The organism is Streptomyces sp. NBC_00775 (assembly GCF_036347135.1).
GTDB lineage: Bacteria > Actinomycetota > Actinomycetes > Streptomycetales > Streptomycetaceae > Streptomyces > Streptomyces lutosisoli.
Genome location: NZ_CP108938.1, coordinates 6768776 through 6784050, shown reverse-complemented (window position 1 = coordinate 6784050; position 15275 = coordinate 6768776). Strand labels below are relative to the sequence as shown.

12 protein-coding genes and 2 tRNA genes are annotated in these 15275 nt (G+C 69.4%); 5 read left to right on the top strand and 9 right to left on the bottom strand.

Going from position 1 to position 15275, the window contains the following annotated elements; all coding sequences use genetic code 11:
- Window positions 1-81 precede the first annotated feature (81 nt).
- Window positions 82-155: transfer RNA gene (locus tag OIC96_RS30245), tRNA-Lys, on the top strand.
- An 82-nt stretch (window positions 156-237) separates the two neighbouring features.
- On the opposite strand, the gene OIC96_RS30240 is transcribed toward OIC96_RS30245, so the two are convergent.
- The 8 genes from OIC96_RS30240 to OIC96_RS30205 form a co-directional block, all read right to left on the bottom strand.
- Window positions 238-870 (bottom strand): response regulator transcription factor, encoded by a 633-nt coding sequence (locus OIC96_RS30240; protein WP_330310119.1) that lies wholly within the window; start codon window positions 868-870, stop codon window positions 238-240.
- A 5-nt stretch (window positions 871-875) separates the two neighbouring features.
- Window positions 876-2114 carry a sensor histidine kinase gene (locus tag OIC96_RS30235; protein ID WP_330304827.1) on the bottom strand — a complete coding sequence of 413 codons (1239 nt, stop codon included), beginning with the start codon at window positions 2112-2114 and terminating at the stop codon, window positions 876-878.
- Between the two features lie 71 nt (window positions 2115-2185).
- A complete protein-coding gene (locus tag OIC96_RS30230) occupies window positions 2186-3844 on the bottom strand; it encodes a long-chain-fatty-acid--CoA ligase (RefSeq protein WP_330304828.1) in 1659 nt (552 codons plus the stop codon).
- Window positions 3845-3926: 82 nt separating this feature from the next.
- Entirely contained in the window at window positions 3927-4397 is a 471-nt protein-coding gene (locus OIC96_RS30225) for a DUF3592 domain-containing protein (RefSeq protein WP_330304829.1), read from the bottom strand.
- Window positions 4398-4528: 131 nt separating this feature from the next.
- Window positions 4529-4954: a DUF3592 domain-containing protein gene (locus tag OIC96_RS30220; RefSeq protein ID WP_330304830.1), complete on the bottom strand. Its 426-nt coding sequence runs from the start codon at window positions 4952-4954 to the stop codon at window positions 4529-4531.
- Window positions 4955-5068: 114 nt separating this feature from the next.
- A complete protein-coding gene (locus OIC96_RS30215) occupies window positions 5069-5677 on the bottom strand; it encodes a lytic polysaccharide monooxygenase auxiliary activity family 9 protein (protein WP_330304831.1) in 609 nt (202 codons plus the stop codon).
- Window positions 5678-5822: 145 nt separating this feature from the next.
- On the bottom strand, window positions 5823-6980 hold the full coding sequence (locus OIC96_RS30210) for an SPFH domain-containing protein (RefSeq protein WP_330304832.1): 1158 nt from the start codon (window positions 6978-6980) through the stop codon (window positions 5823-5825).
- Window positions 6981-7026: 46 nt separating this feature from the next.
- Window positions 7027-8388, bottom strand: coding sequence for a peptidoglycan-binding protein (locus tag OIC96_RS30205; RefSeq protein ID WP_330304833.1), 1362 nt, complete (start codon window positions 8386-8388; stop codon window positions 7027-7029).
- Between the two features lie 185 nt (window positions 8389-8573).
- On the opposite strand from OIC96_RS30205, the gene OIC96_RS30200 reads away from it, so the two are divergent.
- From OIC96_RS30200 to OIC96_RS30190, 3 genes are all read left to right on the top strand, one after another.
- Window positions 8574-8647, top strand: a tRNA-Lys gene (locus OIC96_RS30200).
- Between the two features lie 429 nt (window positions 8648-9076).
- A complete protein-coding gene (locus OIC96_RS30195) occupies window positions 9077-11029 on the top strand; it encodes a glycosyltransferase family 2 protein (RefSeq protein ID WP_330304834.1) in 1953 nt (650 codons plus the stop codon).
- Entirely contained in the window at window positions 11026-12963 is a 1938-nt protein-coding gene (locus OIC96_RS30190) for a kelch motif-containing protein (RefSeq protein WP_330304835.1), read from the top strand. Before OIC96_RS30195 ends, OIC96_RS30190 begins: the two co-directional genes overlap by 4 nt.
- A 97-nt stretch (window positions 12964-13060) precedes the next feature.
- On the opposite strand, the gene OIC96_RS30185 is transcribed toward OIC96_RS30190, so the two are convergent.
- On the bottom strand, window positions 13061-14080 hold the full coding sequence (locus OIC96_RS30185; RefSeq protein ID WP_330304836.1) for a glycoside hydrolase family 6 protein: 1020 nt from the start codon (window positions 14078-14080) through the stop codon (window positions 13061-13063).
- Between the two features lie 165 nt (window positions 14081-14245).
- Between OIC96_RS30185 and OIC96_RS30180 the strand changes: the two genes are divergently transcribed.
- Window positions 14246-15013, top strand: coding sequence for a GAF and ANTAR domain-containing protein (locus tag OIC96_RS30180; RefSeq protein ID WP_330304837.1), 768 nt, complete (start codon window positions 14246-14248; stop codon window positions 15011-15013).
- The last annotated feature ends 262 nt before the right edge of the window (window positions 15014-15275 follow it).

Sequence of the window (15275 nt, the reverse complement as noted above, 5' to 3'; positions counted from 1 at the left end):
CGCCGGGTGGTCAGAAGCACCCCTGCGGACCAGGTAGTATTTCTTTTGTCGCCGACCGCGAGAGCGGGAGGCGGGAGTCATGCGCCGCTAGCTCAGTTGGTTAGAGCAGCTGACTCTTAATCAGCGGGTCCGGGGTTCGAGTCCCTGGCGGCGCACAGAAGAAGGCCCTCCACTGAAGTGGGGGGCCTTCACGCATGTCCGAGCGGGCACTCCCCGACCCATTCCCTGACCCACTCCCTAACCCCGCAGATAAGCCAGTACGGCCAGCACCCGCCGATGCGTGTCCTCCGCCGGAGGCAGCTCCAGCTTCCCCAGGATGTTCCCGATGTGCTTGCCCACGGCAGCCTCGGTGACCACCAGCTCACGCGCGATCGCCCCGTTGGACTTCCCCTCGGCCACCAGACCGAGAACCTCGCGTTCGCGGGGCGTCAGCGCCTCCAGCGGATCGCGGCGGCGGCGCAGCAGCTGCCGTACGACCTCGGGGTCGACGACCGTCCCGCCCGCGGCCACCCGTTCCACCGCCTCGGCGAACTGTTCGACCTGTCCGACGCGGTCCTTGAGGAGGTAGCCGACGCCGGTGCCGTCCCCGGTGTCGAGGAGCTCGGCGGCGTACGCCCGCTGGACGTACTGGCTGAGGACGAGCACCGGCAGGCGCGGATCCGCCGTCCGCAGGGCGAGGGCCGCGCGGAGCCCCTCGTCCTGGAAGCCGGGCGGCATCCGTACGTCGGTGACGACGAGGTCGGGGGCGTGCTCCGGTACGGCTTCGGTGAGCGCCCTCGCGTCGCCGACCGCCGCGACGACCTCGTGTCCGAAGCGGGCCAGCAGCCCGACGAGCCCCTCCCGCAGCAGCACACTGTCCTCGGCGAGCACGACTCTCAGCAAGGGATCTCCATACACAGCACGGTGGGACCGCCGGGCGGACTGTCGACGGTCAGTGTTCCATCGAGGACGGCCAGCCGGTCGGCGAGACCGGTGAGTCCGGAGCCGGCGAGCGGATCAGCACCTCCGCGGCCGTCGTCCCGCACCTCGATCCGCAGCAGCCCCTCCCCGCCATGGCCTTCCCCGCGACGCCCCTCCCCGTACCGCCCGCTGATCCACGCCCGGCCCGCCCCACTGTGCCGGCCCACGTTCGCGAGCGCCTCGCGCACCGCGAAGTACGCCGCGGCCTCCACGGATTCGGCGAACCGCGGCAGCCGCACGTCCACCTCCACGGGTACGGCGGACCGGTCGGCGGCGTCGGCGATGGCGTCCCCGAGCCCGTAGTCGGCTAGCACCTGCGGATGGATGCCGTGGATCAACTCCCGTAGTTCTCCGAGGACTTGGTCGGCTTCCTCATGGGCGGCCGTGAGCCTCGCCGCCAGCTCGGGCGGGGCGTCGAGTCGTGCGAGGCCCAGTTTCATGCTGAGCGCCACCAGCCGCTGCTGCGCCCCGTCGTGCAGATCCCGTTCGATCCGGCGCCGCTCGGCCTCGAAGGCGGCCACCAGCCGGGCCCGGGACTTCGTCACCTCGGCGAGCCGCTGTTCGGGCTCGCGCGCGGCGAGGAACAGCCGGGCGAGGGCGGCGCGGGCACGGGCGTACAGCGCGAGCGGCCACAGGATGACGAGGAGCAGGACGAGCCCGCCCGCCGCGCACAGGAACGCCTGCCCGTACGAGTCGATCAGCCACAGCTTGGCGATGCGGGTGTCACCGCCGGAGACGGCCAGTTGCACCGGCGCCCCCAGCATGGCGCCCGGCACTCCCAGCGCCGCCGCCAGCACCAGCAGGTCCAGCGGCCACAGCACGCAGGCGAGCAGCACGGCGTACGCCAGTTCCCGCCAGGTCACCGGCTCGCCGAACCGGAGCCTGGCCCAGGCGGTGAGGCCCGGCTCGTCCGGGGTGCGGTGGGGGTCGGGCACCCGCGCCGGGTCCATGAGCCGCAGCCGCCGGCGCTCCACCGCCCCGACGGGTACGCCGGTCAGCGCGAGCAGCGCCAGCAGCGGCAGCCCGACGAGCACGGGGGTGAGGGCCGCGCCCACGACGCCGAGCACCAGCAGCCCGACGAGCAGCGGAACGCCCACCAGTACGCCGGTGACGAGATACCCGGCCGCACGCCACGGCCCGTCTCTGCTGATCATGCGGCCACGTTAGGCGGCGCCCGGCACGCCGGACCATACGAGCAGGGGGTGTGATCGAGGTAGGGCCGGCCCTACCTCGCGAGCAGTTCCTCCCGCCCGCGTGCCCGGTACTCGGCCACCAGCCCCACGACGTCCGTCGCCTCCAGCCTGCGGTACGCGCACTGCCCCGCCGGCCGCCACCACACCGGATCCGGGCACCGGAAACCCTCCCTCCGCAGCCCCACCCGGTGGATCTTGTTGGTGGCGGTGACGGGCATCCGCTCCACGACCCGTACGAAGCGGGGCGCCATCTTGGTGCCCAAGTCGGGCTGGGTGAGCAGGAATTCGCCGAAGGAGAGCGGGTCGAAGGAGAGCCCCGGCCGCAGCGCCACCGCCGCCATCACCTGGTCCCCGGCGACGGGATCCGGCACCGCGTACACCGCCACGGCGGCGGCGTCCCCGTACCGGGCGATGATGTTCTCGATCATCGCGGCGGCGAGGTTCTCGCTGTCGACGCGCAGCCGGTCGTCGGTGCGGCCGGCGAAGTAGAGGAATCCGTCGGCGTCGCGGTAGAAGAGGTCACCCGTCCAGTACCAGCCGTCGCGCTTCCGGGCGGCGTCCGCGTCCGGGTTGCGCCAGTAGCCCTCGAAGGGGTTGGCGCCGCGGTTCACCAACTCCCCTATCGCGTCGGCCCCGTTGAGGAGACGTCCGTCGGCGGAGAAGACGGCCGGCGGGCATTCGGCGCGGGTCTGCGGGTCGACCACCGCGAGGTCGTCGCCGGGTGCCGCCCGTCCGATCGCCCCGGCCGGGGTGCCGGGCGCCCGCTGGATGGCCGCGCCGCCCTCCGAGGAGCCGTACCCCTCGACCAGGCGCACTCCGAAGCGTTCCTCGAAGGCGGCCGCGTCGACCGCGCCGGCCTCCGTGCCGAAGCCCATCCGCAGCGGGTTGTCGCGGTCGTCGGGGCGGACGGGCGTGGCCAGCAGGTACTGCACGGCACGGCCGACATAGGTGAAGTACGTGGCCCCGCAGGCCCGTACGTCGGCGAGGAACCCCGACGCGGAGAACCGCCGCCGCAGCGCGACCGTCGCGCCCGCCGCCAGGGCGGGCGCCCAGTCGGCGATCACCGCGTTGCCGTGGAACATCGGCATGCAGATGTAGTGCGTGTCGTCCGGGAGCACCCCGAAGTGGTCGACGAGCGACCGCCCGGCGGCGGCGAGCCTGCCCTGGGTGCAGATCGCGGCCTTGGGGGCGCCGGTCGAGCCGGAGGTGAAGTAGAGGAGGAGGCGGGCGTCGGGGGTCGCCTTGGAGGCGTCCGGCTTCGCGCCCTCGTACGCCCCCACGAGGTCGGCGTACGCGTCCGTGTCGGTCACCAGGACGCGTACGCCCGGGAGTTCGAGGCCGTCGAGCAGCGGCAGATGAGCCCGCTCGGTGATCAGGACGCGGCACTCGGTGTGCAGGATGTCGCGGGCCAGTTCGGGGCCGCGCCGGGTCGGATTGATCCCTGCGACGGCGGCACCCGCGAGGGCGGCCGCGCCCAACCACATCGGATATTCGGGGGTGTTGTCGAGCAGCACCCCGATGTGCGGTGCGGCGCCGGGCGGCAGCAGGTCGGCGAGCAGCGCCGCCCGTGCCGCCGCGCCCGCCGCCACCCGGTGGTGACTGAGCACCCGGCCCTCGAACCACAGTCCCGGCCGGTGGTCGTCCCACCGTTCCTGTACGAGTTCCGCGACGGTACGCCTGATGGACCCCATGAAGGCGCACCATAATTGACGTACCGTCAGATGAGGAGGGGCACGGCACCGGCCGTACGACCCAAGTGGCCCCCGGGGCCGCTCACCAGCCGTCGGGGAACGCGTCGTTCGCCTGGAAGACCTCGTGGAACGTGATCATGAAGCCGATGCAGAAGGCGATGATCACGCCGAAGAACACCAGGCAGCCGATGGTGCCCGCGGCGGCCTTGACCGGGCTCGGCGCGTGCGCGGTGGCCTTCTCGGGGTGCTGGGCCGTGTAGTGCACAGTGACGATGTCGCCCTCGACGATCGTCGAGGGACCGTTCTCCTCCTCGAAGCGGACACTGCGGCCCTCGCGCGTCGCGAACTCGTAGACGTGGTGCAGTGTCGTGCTGACCGAGGTGTCGCCACCGCCGCCGCTGGTCGTCGTGTACGACCGCAGACAGCGCGCCTCGGCGGTCAGCCCGCTGTTCCAGGCGCTCCGCAGCTCCAGCGAGCGGCGGACCACCTTGGCGGCCATCAGGATCGTCACGGCCATGATCAGGCCCGGCACGGCATAGAAGATGAAATCCATCGTGATCCCCCGAGGTTCGTACGACTCCCCTTGCGCCGTCATGGTCATGTCGACGTGCGGGGAACATACCCCCACCTGCCGTGCGGGCGCCTCAAGGGATGCTCAGAACCTTCTGCCGCGGGCCGGAGTCCTCAGCCGTACTGGACGATCACCTTGATGAGGATGATGACGCCCGCCCCGAGGAAGACGAGACCGAACACCGCTCCCGCCATGTCCTTGCCCGGCCGGGGCTCGGACGCGGTGGCCTTCTCGGGCCGGTCCTCGGTGTAGTACACGAGCGCCTGGTCGCCCACGCCCCGGCCCGCCGGGCCGCCCGCCTCCTCGAAGCGGACCGCGCGCCCGTCGGCCGCCGTGAAGTCGTACTCGTGGTACTGGATCCGCCGGGCCACGTTGTTGACCATCTGGGTCCTGGCCCAGGCGCGCGTCACGCGCGCTTCGGCGGTGAGCCCGCTCTCCCAGGCGGCCCGCCGCTCCCGCGTCCTGCGCACGATCGCGTAGCCGGCCCAGATGATCCCCACGATCATCAGCGGGAAAAGTATGTGGAAGACGAAGTCCATGAAGCGCACCCCCGTGCTCTCGGAAGACGGAACCCGCGTGCGCCGCGACCGGAATCGGTCACGGCGCACGCGGACCCTACCCGAGCGGGTGTGGGGCCCTGCGCCGGGCGGGGCTCAGAACGTGACGTCCGCGCACGAATAGAACGCGTTCGCCGTGTCGTTGATCGTCCACACGCCGAGGATGATGTGGTGCCCGCTCTTGCCGGTCGGCAGTGTGCCGGTGTGCGAGAACGTGGACGGGGGGCGCGCTCCGTTGTAGGGGACCGTCAGGAACGGGGTGGTCTCCAGGTCCGCGCGGGTCAGCGCGTGGTTCTGGTTCCAGCCGGTCTTGGTGATGAAGTACTTGAAGTCGGTCGTGGCGTGCACGGCGGTGAACTGCCAGCGGAAGCTGTAGCTCTGACCCGCCGTCACCTTGGTCGTCGGCCAGTCCGTGCCCGCGGGGGTCTTGGGCTGGTCGAGCTGGCTGAAGTTGGTGTGGTTCGCGGAACAGATCTGGCCGTCCGCCGGTCCGGCCGCCGGGAAGCCCTTGGGACCCTCGACGCTCTGGGGCTCCCACTGGATGTCACCGCAGTTGGCGACGGTACCGCCGCTGGCGGCGCACATCTTCTGCCGGCTGAGGGGCTGGTCGGTGTAGCCGTGAGCGCTGGCGCCGCCGGTCGAGAGCACGAAGGTGCCCACGGTGGCGAGGCCGAGCGCGGCCGCGTAGAACTTGGCTTTGCGCATCCTGCCGCTCCTGGAGGACGTGGGGGAGGTTCTCGTGAGCTGTGCGCGCGATGTTCAGGTCTAGACCAAGTCCCAGATTATTGCGAGTAGTTGAACATGTCCATACCAATCGCGAACATGTCCGCCCCTCTCAGGACGACGCCTCTCAGGACGACGCCTCCCTGCGCCCCGTGTAGAACGCCACCGTCAAGTCCTTTACCAGCGCCTTGCGTTCGTAGTCGTCGAGTTCGACGAGCCCCCGCATGGTCAGCCGCGTCACCGTGTCCTCGACCGAGTCGACGACCGAGGTGAGCACGGAGTCGCGGTGCTGGGCGTCGAGCGTCGCGATCCGGCGGCGCTGCATCACGGCGGCGATCTCGGGCGCGTACTCGATCCGGGTCGGCTGCGCCGAGAACACCTCCAGGCCGACCGGTGCGGTGTCCGCGGCCACCAGACGGGTCAGCGCCTCGCCGACCGCGTCCGTGTTGCGCAGGGTCACGTCCTTGACGACGGCGGGCGGCACCTCCGCCGGGAGCTGCGAGAGCACCCGCGAGAGCGCCGCCTCCACACACTCGCGCAGATACGCCTCGTGGTCCTCGACCCCGAGCGTGGCGCGCGCGGTGTCCTTGACGCGCCAGACGACGAGCACGACCACCCGCAGCGCGACCCCGTTCGCGTCGACCACGGACAGCGGCTCGCCGCGCCAGTGCCGCAGCCGTACGTCGACCCGGCGGCGCAGCGCCAGCGGGTTGACCCACATCAGCCCGGTGCGCCGGACCGTGCCGCGGTAGCGCCCGAAGAGACCGAGCACCCAGGCCCGTCCGGTCCGGCCGCGGGCGAGACCGCCGAAGCCGAACAGCCCGAGCGCGCCCGCCCCGGCGTACGCGGCCCACTGCGCGGGCCCGAACCCGGCGCCCGCGTGCCCCGGAAGCTCCAACGCCTCCCTCACGGGAGGCGGCAGCGCGCCCGCCCACCAGGTGGTGAACACACATCCGGCCACACCACAGGCCCCGGCCAGCACGCCCGCCACTCCGGGCAGCACCCGTGCGGGGTGCTCCACCAGTTCGGGGTCGACCTCCGGTACCGGGCGCGGGGCCCGGCCGGGTGCGGGCCGCCGGATCCGCGGCTGCTCGCCGGTGCCGCGCCGCCGGCCCACGACGGCGGGCGCGAGCGGGACGGCGACCGGCTCGGGGTCGTCGCGGAAGAGCAGGTGGACGGGGATCTCGGTGGTCACCTCGTTGTGGATGAGCCGTGCGGACCGCGGACCGCCGCCGCCCTCCGGTGCCCCCTCGGACTCCGGGGTGTGTGAAGTCGTCGTACTCATACGTGCCTCCATGCCTCCGCGCCTGGAAGTGTGCTGACCGGCTGGTTCAGGAGAAGAGCCGCCGCCAGGTCTCGGGGCCCGGGAAACCGTCCGCCGCGCCGCCGCGCCAGCCCTGGGACCGCTGGAACGCCTCGACGTTGCGCCGGTCCGCCTCGCCCCAGCGCGGGCCGGGCTCCGCTGTGTAGTACTTGCCGAACCCCTTCTTGACCAGCTGCTTTCCGAGCCGGGTGACATAGGGGTTGTGCGCGCCCGGCCGGAACATCGCGCGCCCCGGATAGCCGGGCACCCCGTGCGAGGAGGGATACGAGGCGGGATGCGAGGAGGGGGCGGACGGCTGCGGCCCGGGGTATCCGGCCTCGTACGGCGCCGGGATGTCGTTGCCCTTGTTCCCCACCAGGTACGACCACGTCTCGGGCCCCGGCAGCCCGTCCGCGTCCGCCCCGGTCCAGCCCTGCGCCCGCTGGAACGCTTCGGTGGCCCGCTGGTCCGCGTCCGACCAGCGCGGCCCCGGGCCCGAGGTGTAGAAGCGGCCCCCTCCCCGCTGCACGAGCAGGCGGCCCAGCTGGGTGACGTATGCGTTGCTGGCGCCGTAGCCGAAGTACGCGTACCCCGGGTAGCGGGTGACCTTGGTGTCCTGCGAGGACGCGACCGCGCCGCTCGCGCCGTCGTCCAGCCCCTTGTAGCGGTACGGCAGATAGCGGTCCGAGTTGCTCCAGTAGCCGTATGGGGTGGCCTGTTTCCGGGTGTGCGGGAGGGTCTGCTCGTACGCGAGGTAATAGGTGTGCGTGTAGTCCGTCCAGCCGCCGAAAATGACGACGTGCGAGCCTTTCTCCGGGTCCGCCGGATTGTGGAAGAGAAGAATGTCGCCGGGCTGGAGCTGATCGCGAGAAATCCGCACGCCGTAGGCGCCGAGAGTGCCCGTCCATTCGTTTCCCGGCAGGCTCCAGGCCATCGAGACGAAGCCCGAGCAGTCCTGCCGGTAGCCGTCCGACCAGTAGGCGTCCATGCTGTACGGCACCTGCGCGGCGACCCACCCCTTGGCCCGGTTGATGATCTCGGCCCGGGTGGTGGCGGGCGTCCTGGTGAGGGTCGACGGTTTCCCGGGTTTCGCCGGCGGCCTGCCCTGGGGGCCGTGCAGCGGGGCCTTGCCGCCTTGCGGGGTGTCGGGCTCGTCACCTGCGGGGATGCCCGGCTGGGCGGGTCCGTGCGCGGCTGCGACCGCCGGCGTCGGCTGGCCGATTCCGAGGACGGTGCCCGCCGCCGCGGCGAGGACGAGGGCCTTGCAGGCGGCCGGATGGCTCACCAGCCCGGCATTCGAGGAATGGGGCATGACACGGCGCCAGTGAACACATCCGGCGCAGTCGCAGTCGCTCGCGGGATCGAATTCCTCGAATACCGGAGCCTCCATGCGATTCCCCTCACACTCCAGGGCAAAATCTCCGCGGTTCTGCACAGTCGTCAGTTTCTCAACTGTCCTCCGGTGTCGCATGTTGACGGTCCGAATGATGTACGGGGCCTCTCCGACCTGGCCCGGAGCCCCTCCCCGTGGTCCGGAGCACCCCTCCCGGTCGGGTAGAGTTCTCGGGTCAGCAGGCGCCGCTAGCTCAGTTGGTTAGAGCAGCTGACTCTTAATCAGCGGGTCCGGGGTTCGAGTCCCTGGCGGCGCACCGACCGAAGGGCCTCTCGCAGCAGCGAGGGGCCCTTCGTCATGGGGGCGCACCGTCCCGCTCCCCCCACCCGAGCGTCGACCCCACGCTCGTACACGCGTCCCAATTAGCGCGTATGACCGGTTAACACCGCGTTTCGCATCTTGCGATCATGATGAACGGCGTAGAACCCTGGGCTTCAAGGGACTGTCGATATCTGGCAGTTGGGGGCGTGGCCGGTTGCGACCATGGGGGCTGGGGGCCCCGATCATGAATCGATGCCGAGGGGGGCATCATGCAACCGGAAGGTCGTCGTTCCATGTCTATACGGTGTGGAAGATGTGGTGACGCCGGCCTGCCAGTGATGCGTCCGGGACGGTCGAGGGGGACCTGAGCGGGCGACAAGAACCGACGAACACGCACCTGAACGTGCGTGCGGGGGGATGACTCATGACGTCGACGCCGACGGGCGCCCGGCAGAACTTCGACCCGTCCGAGACGACCCAGCTCCGTGTGCCATCGCACCGGACTGGCGGATTCCGCAGGATCAAGAAGAGCCTGCCGAAATACGACTACGAGCACTACAGCCGACTCGCGGGACCCCTCACGCAGCCCGACCCGAACAAGCCGTACCGGGTGCAGTACCGCTCACTGCTGTCGCAGGAGCCGCACCGCATAAGGGCCGCGCTCATGCTGGGCGCCGCGCCACTGCTCTCACTGATCCTGCTCGGCTGGCTGCTCCAGCCGGAGCACTGGACCGAACGCGACTATCCCGCCTACGACTTCCTGCCGGCACTCGACATCGTGATGCTGGTGTCGATCGGTCTGATCGAGTTCTTCCGCTGCATGAATGTGCTGTCGAACGCGCACGCCACCCTGGTCGCCCGCGACCCGGTCCCGGTGGTGCCCGAAACCGGCACCAGAGTCGCCTTCCTCACCTCTTTCGTGCCCGGCAAGGAACCCCTCGCCATGGTGACGAAGACCCTGGAGGCGGCCGTCAAGCTGCGCCACCGGGGCCTTCTGCACGTCTGGCTCCTCGACGAGGGCGACGACCCGGAGGTGAAGGAGGTCTGCGCACGCCTGGGTGTGCACCACTTCTCCCGCAAGGGCGTCGCGAAGTGGAACCAGGCCAAGGGCCCGCACCGCGCGAAGACCAAGCACGGCAACTACAACGCCTGGCTGGAAGCGCACGGCGACGACTACGACTACTTCGCCTCGGTCGACACCGACCACGTACCGCTGCCCAACTACCTGGAGCGGATGCTCGGCTTCTTCCGCGACCCGAATGTCGGCTTCGTCATCGGCCCCCAGGTGTACGGCAATTACGACTCGTTCATCACCAAGGCCGCCGAATCGCAGCAGTTCCTCTTCCACGCACTGATCCAGCGGGCCGGCAACTTCTACGGCTCCCCGATGTTCGTGGGCACCTCCAACGCCGTACGCATCAAGGCGCTGAAGCAGATCGGCGGTCTGTACGACTCGATCACCGAGGACATGGCGACCGGCTTCGAGATCCACCGCGCGAAGAACCCGGCGACGGGCAAGAAGTGGAGGTCCGTCTACACGCCGGACGTCCTCGCGGTCGGTGAGGGGCCGAACGCCTGGACTGACTTCTTCACCCAGCAACTGCGCTGGTCCAGAGGTACGTACGAGACGATCCTCAAGCAGTACTGGAAGGGCTTCTTCTCGATGCCTCCGGGCAAGCTCTTCAACTACACGATGATGATCATCTTCTACCCGATGTCGGCCCTCAACTGGATCCTCGCGGCGCTGAGTTGCGCGCTGTTCCTGGGCCTGGGCGCATCGGGCGTGAACATCGACCCGACGGTCTGGCTGATGCTCTACGGCAACGCGTCCGCGCTGCAGATCGGCCTGTACATCTGGAACCGCCGGCACAACGTCTCGCCGCACGAGCCGGAGGGTTCGGGCGGTGTGGCCGGCATGGTGATGTCGGCGCTGTCCGCGCCCATCTACGCCCGGTCCCTGATGGACGCCGTGCTGCGCCGCAAGAGCAAGTTCGTGGTGACCCCCAAGGGCGATTCGGCCAGCCCCGACACACTGTTCGGGACCTTCCGGATCCATCTGTTCTTCATTCTGGTCTTCGCCGGCTCGATCGCGGCCGGCGTCCTCCTCGGGCACTCCCACCCCGCGATGATCACCTGGGCGTGCTTCGCCCTGCTGATCACCGCGTCGCCGATCTTCGCCTGGCGCTGGACCATGCGCCAGGAGAGGAAGAAGCCGCCGGTGCCACCCGAGGAGCCGGTGCACCTGCCCGCACAGTCCTCTGTGCCGCAGCAGGAGCAGCACGCCCCACATGCCCCGCAGCACAAGCCCAGTTGGGCCGCGGCGCAGGGCGGCAACGACCAGACCATGCAGATTTCCCTTGGGGGACATAAGAAATGAAAGACGGTGCCCGTCGCCGCCGTGCCCGCCGCCTCGGGATAACCGGGGTGGTGGTGCTCGCCCTGGCCGGGATGAACGGGCCGTGGCTGTATCGCTTCGGAACGGACAAATACCACCAGTACACGATCAACAAACCGGAGTACAAAGCCGACAACGGCCACTGGGACATCGTTCAGTTCCCCGAGGAATACCGCCTGAACACCATTCACGCGGCCCTGCTGCACACCGGCAAGATCCTGCTGATCGCGGGCTCGGGCAACAACCAGGACAACTTCGACGCGAAGAAGTTCGACACCCGGATCTGGGACCCGGTCAAGGGCACCATCAAGAAGATCCCGACGCCGGCCGACCTGTTCTGCACGGGCCACACGCAGCTCGCCAACGGCAATCTGCTGATCGCCGGCGGCACCAAGCGGTACGAGACGCTGAAGGGTGACGTCACCAAGGCCGGCGGCCTGATGGTCGTCCACAACGAGAACCCCGACAAGCCGATCACTCTGCCCGCCGGCACCAAGTTCACCGGCAAGAAGAACGGCAAGACGTTCGTCTCCAAGGACCCGGTGCTCGTCCCGCGCGCCAAGAAGGTCTTCGACAAGGCGACCGGCAAGTTCCTGCGCAACGACCCGGGCCTCGGCCGTATCTACGTCGAGGCGCAGAAGAGCGGCCAGAAGCACGAGACGGGCACCCAGGACAACTACCGGATCCAGGGCCTGACCGGCGCCGACGCCCGCAACACGTACGGCATCGCGCAGAAGCTCGCCCTGGACAAGAAGGACTTCCAGGGGATCCGGGACGCCTACGAGTTCGATCCGGTCGCCGAGAAGTACATCAAGGTCGACCCGATGAACGAGGCCCGCTGGTACCCGACGCTCACCACCCTGTCGGACGGCAAGGTCCTCAGCCTCTCCGGCCTGGACGAGATCGGCCAGCTGGTCCCGGGCAAGAACGAGGTCTTCGACCCGAAGACCAAGAAGTGGACGTACACCAAGGGCATCCGCCAGTTCCCGACCTACCCGGCGATCAGCCTGATGCAGAACGGCGAGATGTTCTACTCGGGCTCGAACGCGGGCTACGGACCGGACGACATCGGCCGTGACCCCGGCATCTGGGACGTGGCGACCAACAAGTTCACCAAGCTCAAGGGCCTGAGCGACCCGAACATGATGGAGACGTCCGGCACGGTGCTGCTGCCGCCCGCGCAGGACGAGAAGTACATGGTGATCGGCGGCGGCGGGGTCGGCGAGTCCGCGCTGTCCAGCAAGAAGACCCGGCTCATCGACCTCAAGGACAAGAACCCGAAGTTCGTGGACGGGCCCGAACTGGACAAGGGCACCCGCTACCCGCAGTCCTCGATCCTGCCCGACGACACCGTCCTGGTGTCCGGCGGCTCCGAGGACTACCGCGGGCGCGGCGACTCCAACATCCTCCAGGCGCGGATCTACAACCCCACGTCGAACACCTTCGACCGGGTCGCGGACCCGCTGGTCGGCCGTAACTACCACTCGGGCTCGATCCTGCTGCCCGACGGCCGCGTGATGTTCTTCGGCTCCAACTCGCTCTACGCGGACAAGGCCAACACCAAGCCCGCGACGTTCGAGCAGCGCATCGAGATCTATACGCCGCCGTATCTGTACCGGGATTCGCGGCCGTCGCTGTCGGGCGGGCCGAAGACGATCGCCCGCGGGGGGTCTGCGACGTTCAGCTCGCAGCACGCGTCGTCCATCAAGACGGCTCGGCTGATTCGGCCGAGTGCGTCTACGCATGTCACGGATGTGGATCAGCGGTCCATCGCGCTGGACTTCAAGAAGACGAAGGACGGGATTACGGTGACCGTGCCGAAGAACCGGAATCTTGTGGAGTCCGGTTGGTACATGTTGTTCGTGACTGATGACCAGGGGACGCCTAGTAAGGCGCAGTGGGTCAAGGTGCCGTAGCGCTTCCGCGGGTTCGGTTTTCGGCCGCGGGTTCGTCGTGGCTGGTCGCGCAGTTCCCCGCGCCCCTAAAAGGGGCGTGGGGATTGCTGTCGTTCGTTTACTTGGAAGCCTTCGCCAGCTTCAGCGCATAGTCCGCCCACCACTGGCCCGCCTTCGGGCCGCCCTTGCAGGTGCCGTCCGACTCGCCTGGGCGCTTGACCCACAGATAGGCGTCGACGAGCGGATCGGCGGTCTTGGTCGTCGGGGTCTCGCCCAGGGATCGGCCGGGCGGGTTGCACCAGTTCTCGTCGGCCTTGCCGGCCGTGTAGGGGCCGTTGCCGTTGCGGCTGGTGTCGATGACGAAGTGTTTGTTGCCCACCTTGGCGGACAGCTGCTTGCCGTACGCGATGGAGTCCTGGGTCGAGTAGAAGTTGGAGACGTTGACGGCGAAGCCGTCGGCCTGGTCGATGCCCGCCAGCTGGAGCGGCTGGAAGATCTGGTCGGGATGGCCCCAGCCCGCGTTGCCGGCGTCCAGGTAGACCTTCGTGTTCTTCAGGGACTTGAGCTTGGTGATGGCGCTCTTGAGGAGGAAGTAGCGCTCCTCCTGGTACTCGGCCGGAGTGCACTGGTTGACCAGGTGCAGGATCGCGTCCGGTTCGAGGATCACCGTGGCGGGGCGGTCCTCGATGCCCCGGGCGACCCCGTCGATCCAGGCCCGGTAGGCGTTGCCGTCGGCGGCGCCGCCTTGCGAGAACTGGCCGCAGTCGCGGTGCGGGATGTTGTAGAGGACCAGGATCGCGGCGCGGTCGGCCTTCTCGGCGGCCTCGGTGAAGCCGCGCGCCTCCTGTTCCGGGTTCTCCGGGCCGATCCACTCGCCGGTCGGCTGCTCGGCGATCTTGCGGATCTGCTCGGCGTCGTCCGTCTTGCCCGCCTTCACATAGGTGGCGACCTGCTCGGCCGCGTTCCCGTCCGGGTTGACCCAGAACGGGTCCGAATTCTTGGGCTGTTGTGTGACCTTGGAACCGGATCCGTCGCCCTTGCCGCTGTCGCCCCCGGAGGAGAAACACCCCGCGAGCAGCAGTGCCGCCCCCGCCACCGCTACGGACGCCCGTGCCCCGGCCCTCCTGCTGCCGTACATCCAACTCCCCCTTGGGTGCACCGTCCTAAGTCTCAATCCTGACATACGTGTCGCGTCGCCCACGAGATCGCCCGACGCTTGTCGGAGAGCTGTTACAGCCCTGGCCCTCCGGGTAGGCGCGGCGGAACGCGGGAAGGACCGGACAACGGAATCGGGGTACGGGACATGCACCACGGCAGCCGGGAAATACTGCTGGCGTCGGCCCTGCTGGAGGCCTCGGACACCCTGTCCGACGGGTTCGACACCGCGCAGTATCTGCAGCGCCTGTCCGACCACTGCGTGGAGATCCTGGGCGCGCGGGCCGCCGGGATCATGCTGATCGACGGCGGCGAGGCGGTGTCGCTCGCGGTGAGCAGCCGCCAACAGGACGTCGCCCTGGACCTGTTGGCCGTCCAGCACCATCACGGTCCCTGCCTCGACAGTTACAGCACGGGGCGGCCCGTGCCACCCGTCTCGATCAGCGTCGCCCATGCCGCGTCCCGCTGGCCCGACTTCACCGAGCGGGCGCTGCGCCACGACATCGCCGCGACCTTCGCGGTCCCGCTGCGCCGCCGCGAGACCCTGCTCGGCGCGCTCAACGTGTTCGTGCCCGCCCTCCCCGAGCATGGCGCACCGCCCGAGGAGGACGGCGGCGTGCTGCTGGCCCAGGTCCTCGCCGACGCGGCGGCCGTCGGCCTGCAGAACCACCGGGTGTACGCGCAATACCGCACCCTGGCAGGCCAGTTCCAGGGCGCCCTCTCCAGCCGCGTACGCATCGAACAGGCGAAGGGCGTGCTCGCCGAGCGCTGGAACACGGGGGTCGACCAGGCGTTCCTGGCGCTGCGCCAGTACGCCCGCCGGCACGGGCTGCCGCTGGACGCGGTCGCGACGGCGGTGATCGACGGCTCGGCGGACCGGGACGATCTGGGCGACGGGCCGCCGCGACTCTGGTGAAGACCCCCACCACCTGCGTGAATGACACAGAGCCACCGGCTGTCGACTTGGCGTCAAACACCCTCTAGGCCAAAACGCTCATTCGTTCTACAGTTGCCTCAAATGGCCCCAGCCTCTGGCCAGTTGCGCCGTCCGCCCATCCCTCGCGGACGGCTCCCACCTACCTCCCGCGCCGGTCGCCGGGTTACTCCCGCAGCCCGTGCGCGCGCGGTCGAGGACCAGCCCGGTCGGCGGTTTCCGGGGGAGCGGGCCGTCGACCGGG

Excerpts from the sequence above, each read along its gene's own strand:
- OIC96_RS30235 (WP_330304827.1), bottom strand. The coding sequence starts at position 2,114 with ATGATCAGCAGAGACGGGCCGTGGCGTGCGGCCGGGTATCTCGTCACC.
- OIC96_RS30210 (WP_330304832.1), bottom strand. The coding sequence starts at position 6,980 with ATGAGTACGACGACTTCACACACCCCGGAGTCCGAGGGGGCACCGGAG.
- OIC96_RS30220 (WP_330304830.1), bottom strand. The coding sequence starts at position 4,954 with ATGGACTTCGTCTTCCACATACTTTTCCCGCTGATGATCGTGGGGATC.
- OIC96_RS30180 (WP_330304837.1), top strand. The coding sequence starts at position 14,246 with ATGCACCACGGCAGCCGGGAAATACTGCTGGCGTCGGCCCTGCTGGAG.
- OIC96_RS30215 (WP_330304831.1), bottom strand. The coding sequence starts at position 5,677 with ATGCGCAAAGCCAAGTTCTACGCGGCCGCGCTCGGCCTCGCCACCGTG.
- OIC96_RS30195 (WP_330304834.1), top strand. The coding sequence starts at position 9,077 with ATGACGTCGACGCCGACGGGCGCCCGGCAGAACTTCGACCCGTCCGAG.
- OIC96_RS30185 (WP_330304836.1), bottom strand. The coding sequence starts at position 14,080 with ATGTACGGCAGCAGGAGGGCCGGGGCACGGGCGTCCGTAGCGGTGGCG.
- OIC96_RS30225 (WP_330304829.1), bottom strand. The coding sequence starts at position 4,397 with ATGGATTTCATCTTCTATGCCGTGCCGGGCCTGATCATGGCCGTGACG.
- OIC96_RS30190 (WP_330304835.1), top strand. The coding sequence starts at position 11,026 with ATGAAAGACGGTGCCCGTCGCCGCCGTGCCCGCCGCCTCGGGATAACC.
- OIC96_RS30230 (WP_330304828.1), bottom strand. The coding sequence starts at position 3,844 with ATGGGGTCCATCAGGCGTACCGTCGCGGAACTCGTACAGGAACGGTGG.
- OIC96_RS30205 (WP_330304833.1), bottom strand. The coding sequence starts at position 8,388 with ATGGAGGCTCCGGTATTCGAGGAATTCGATCCCGCGAGCGACTGCGAC.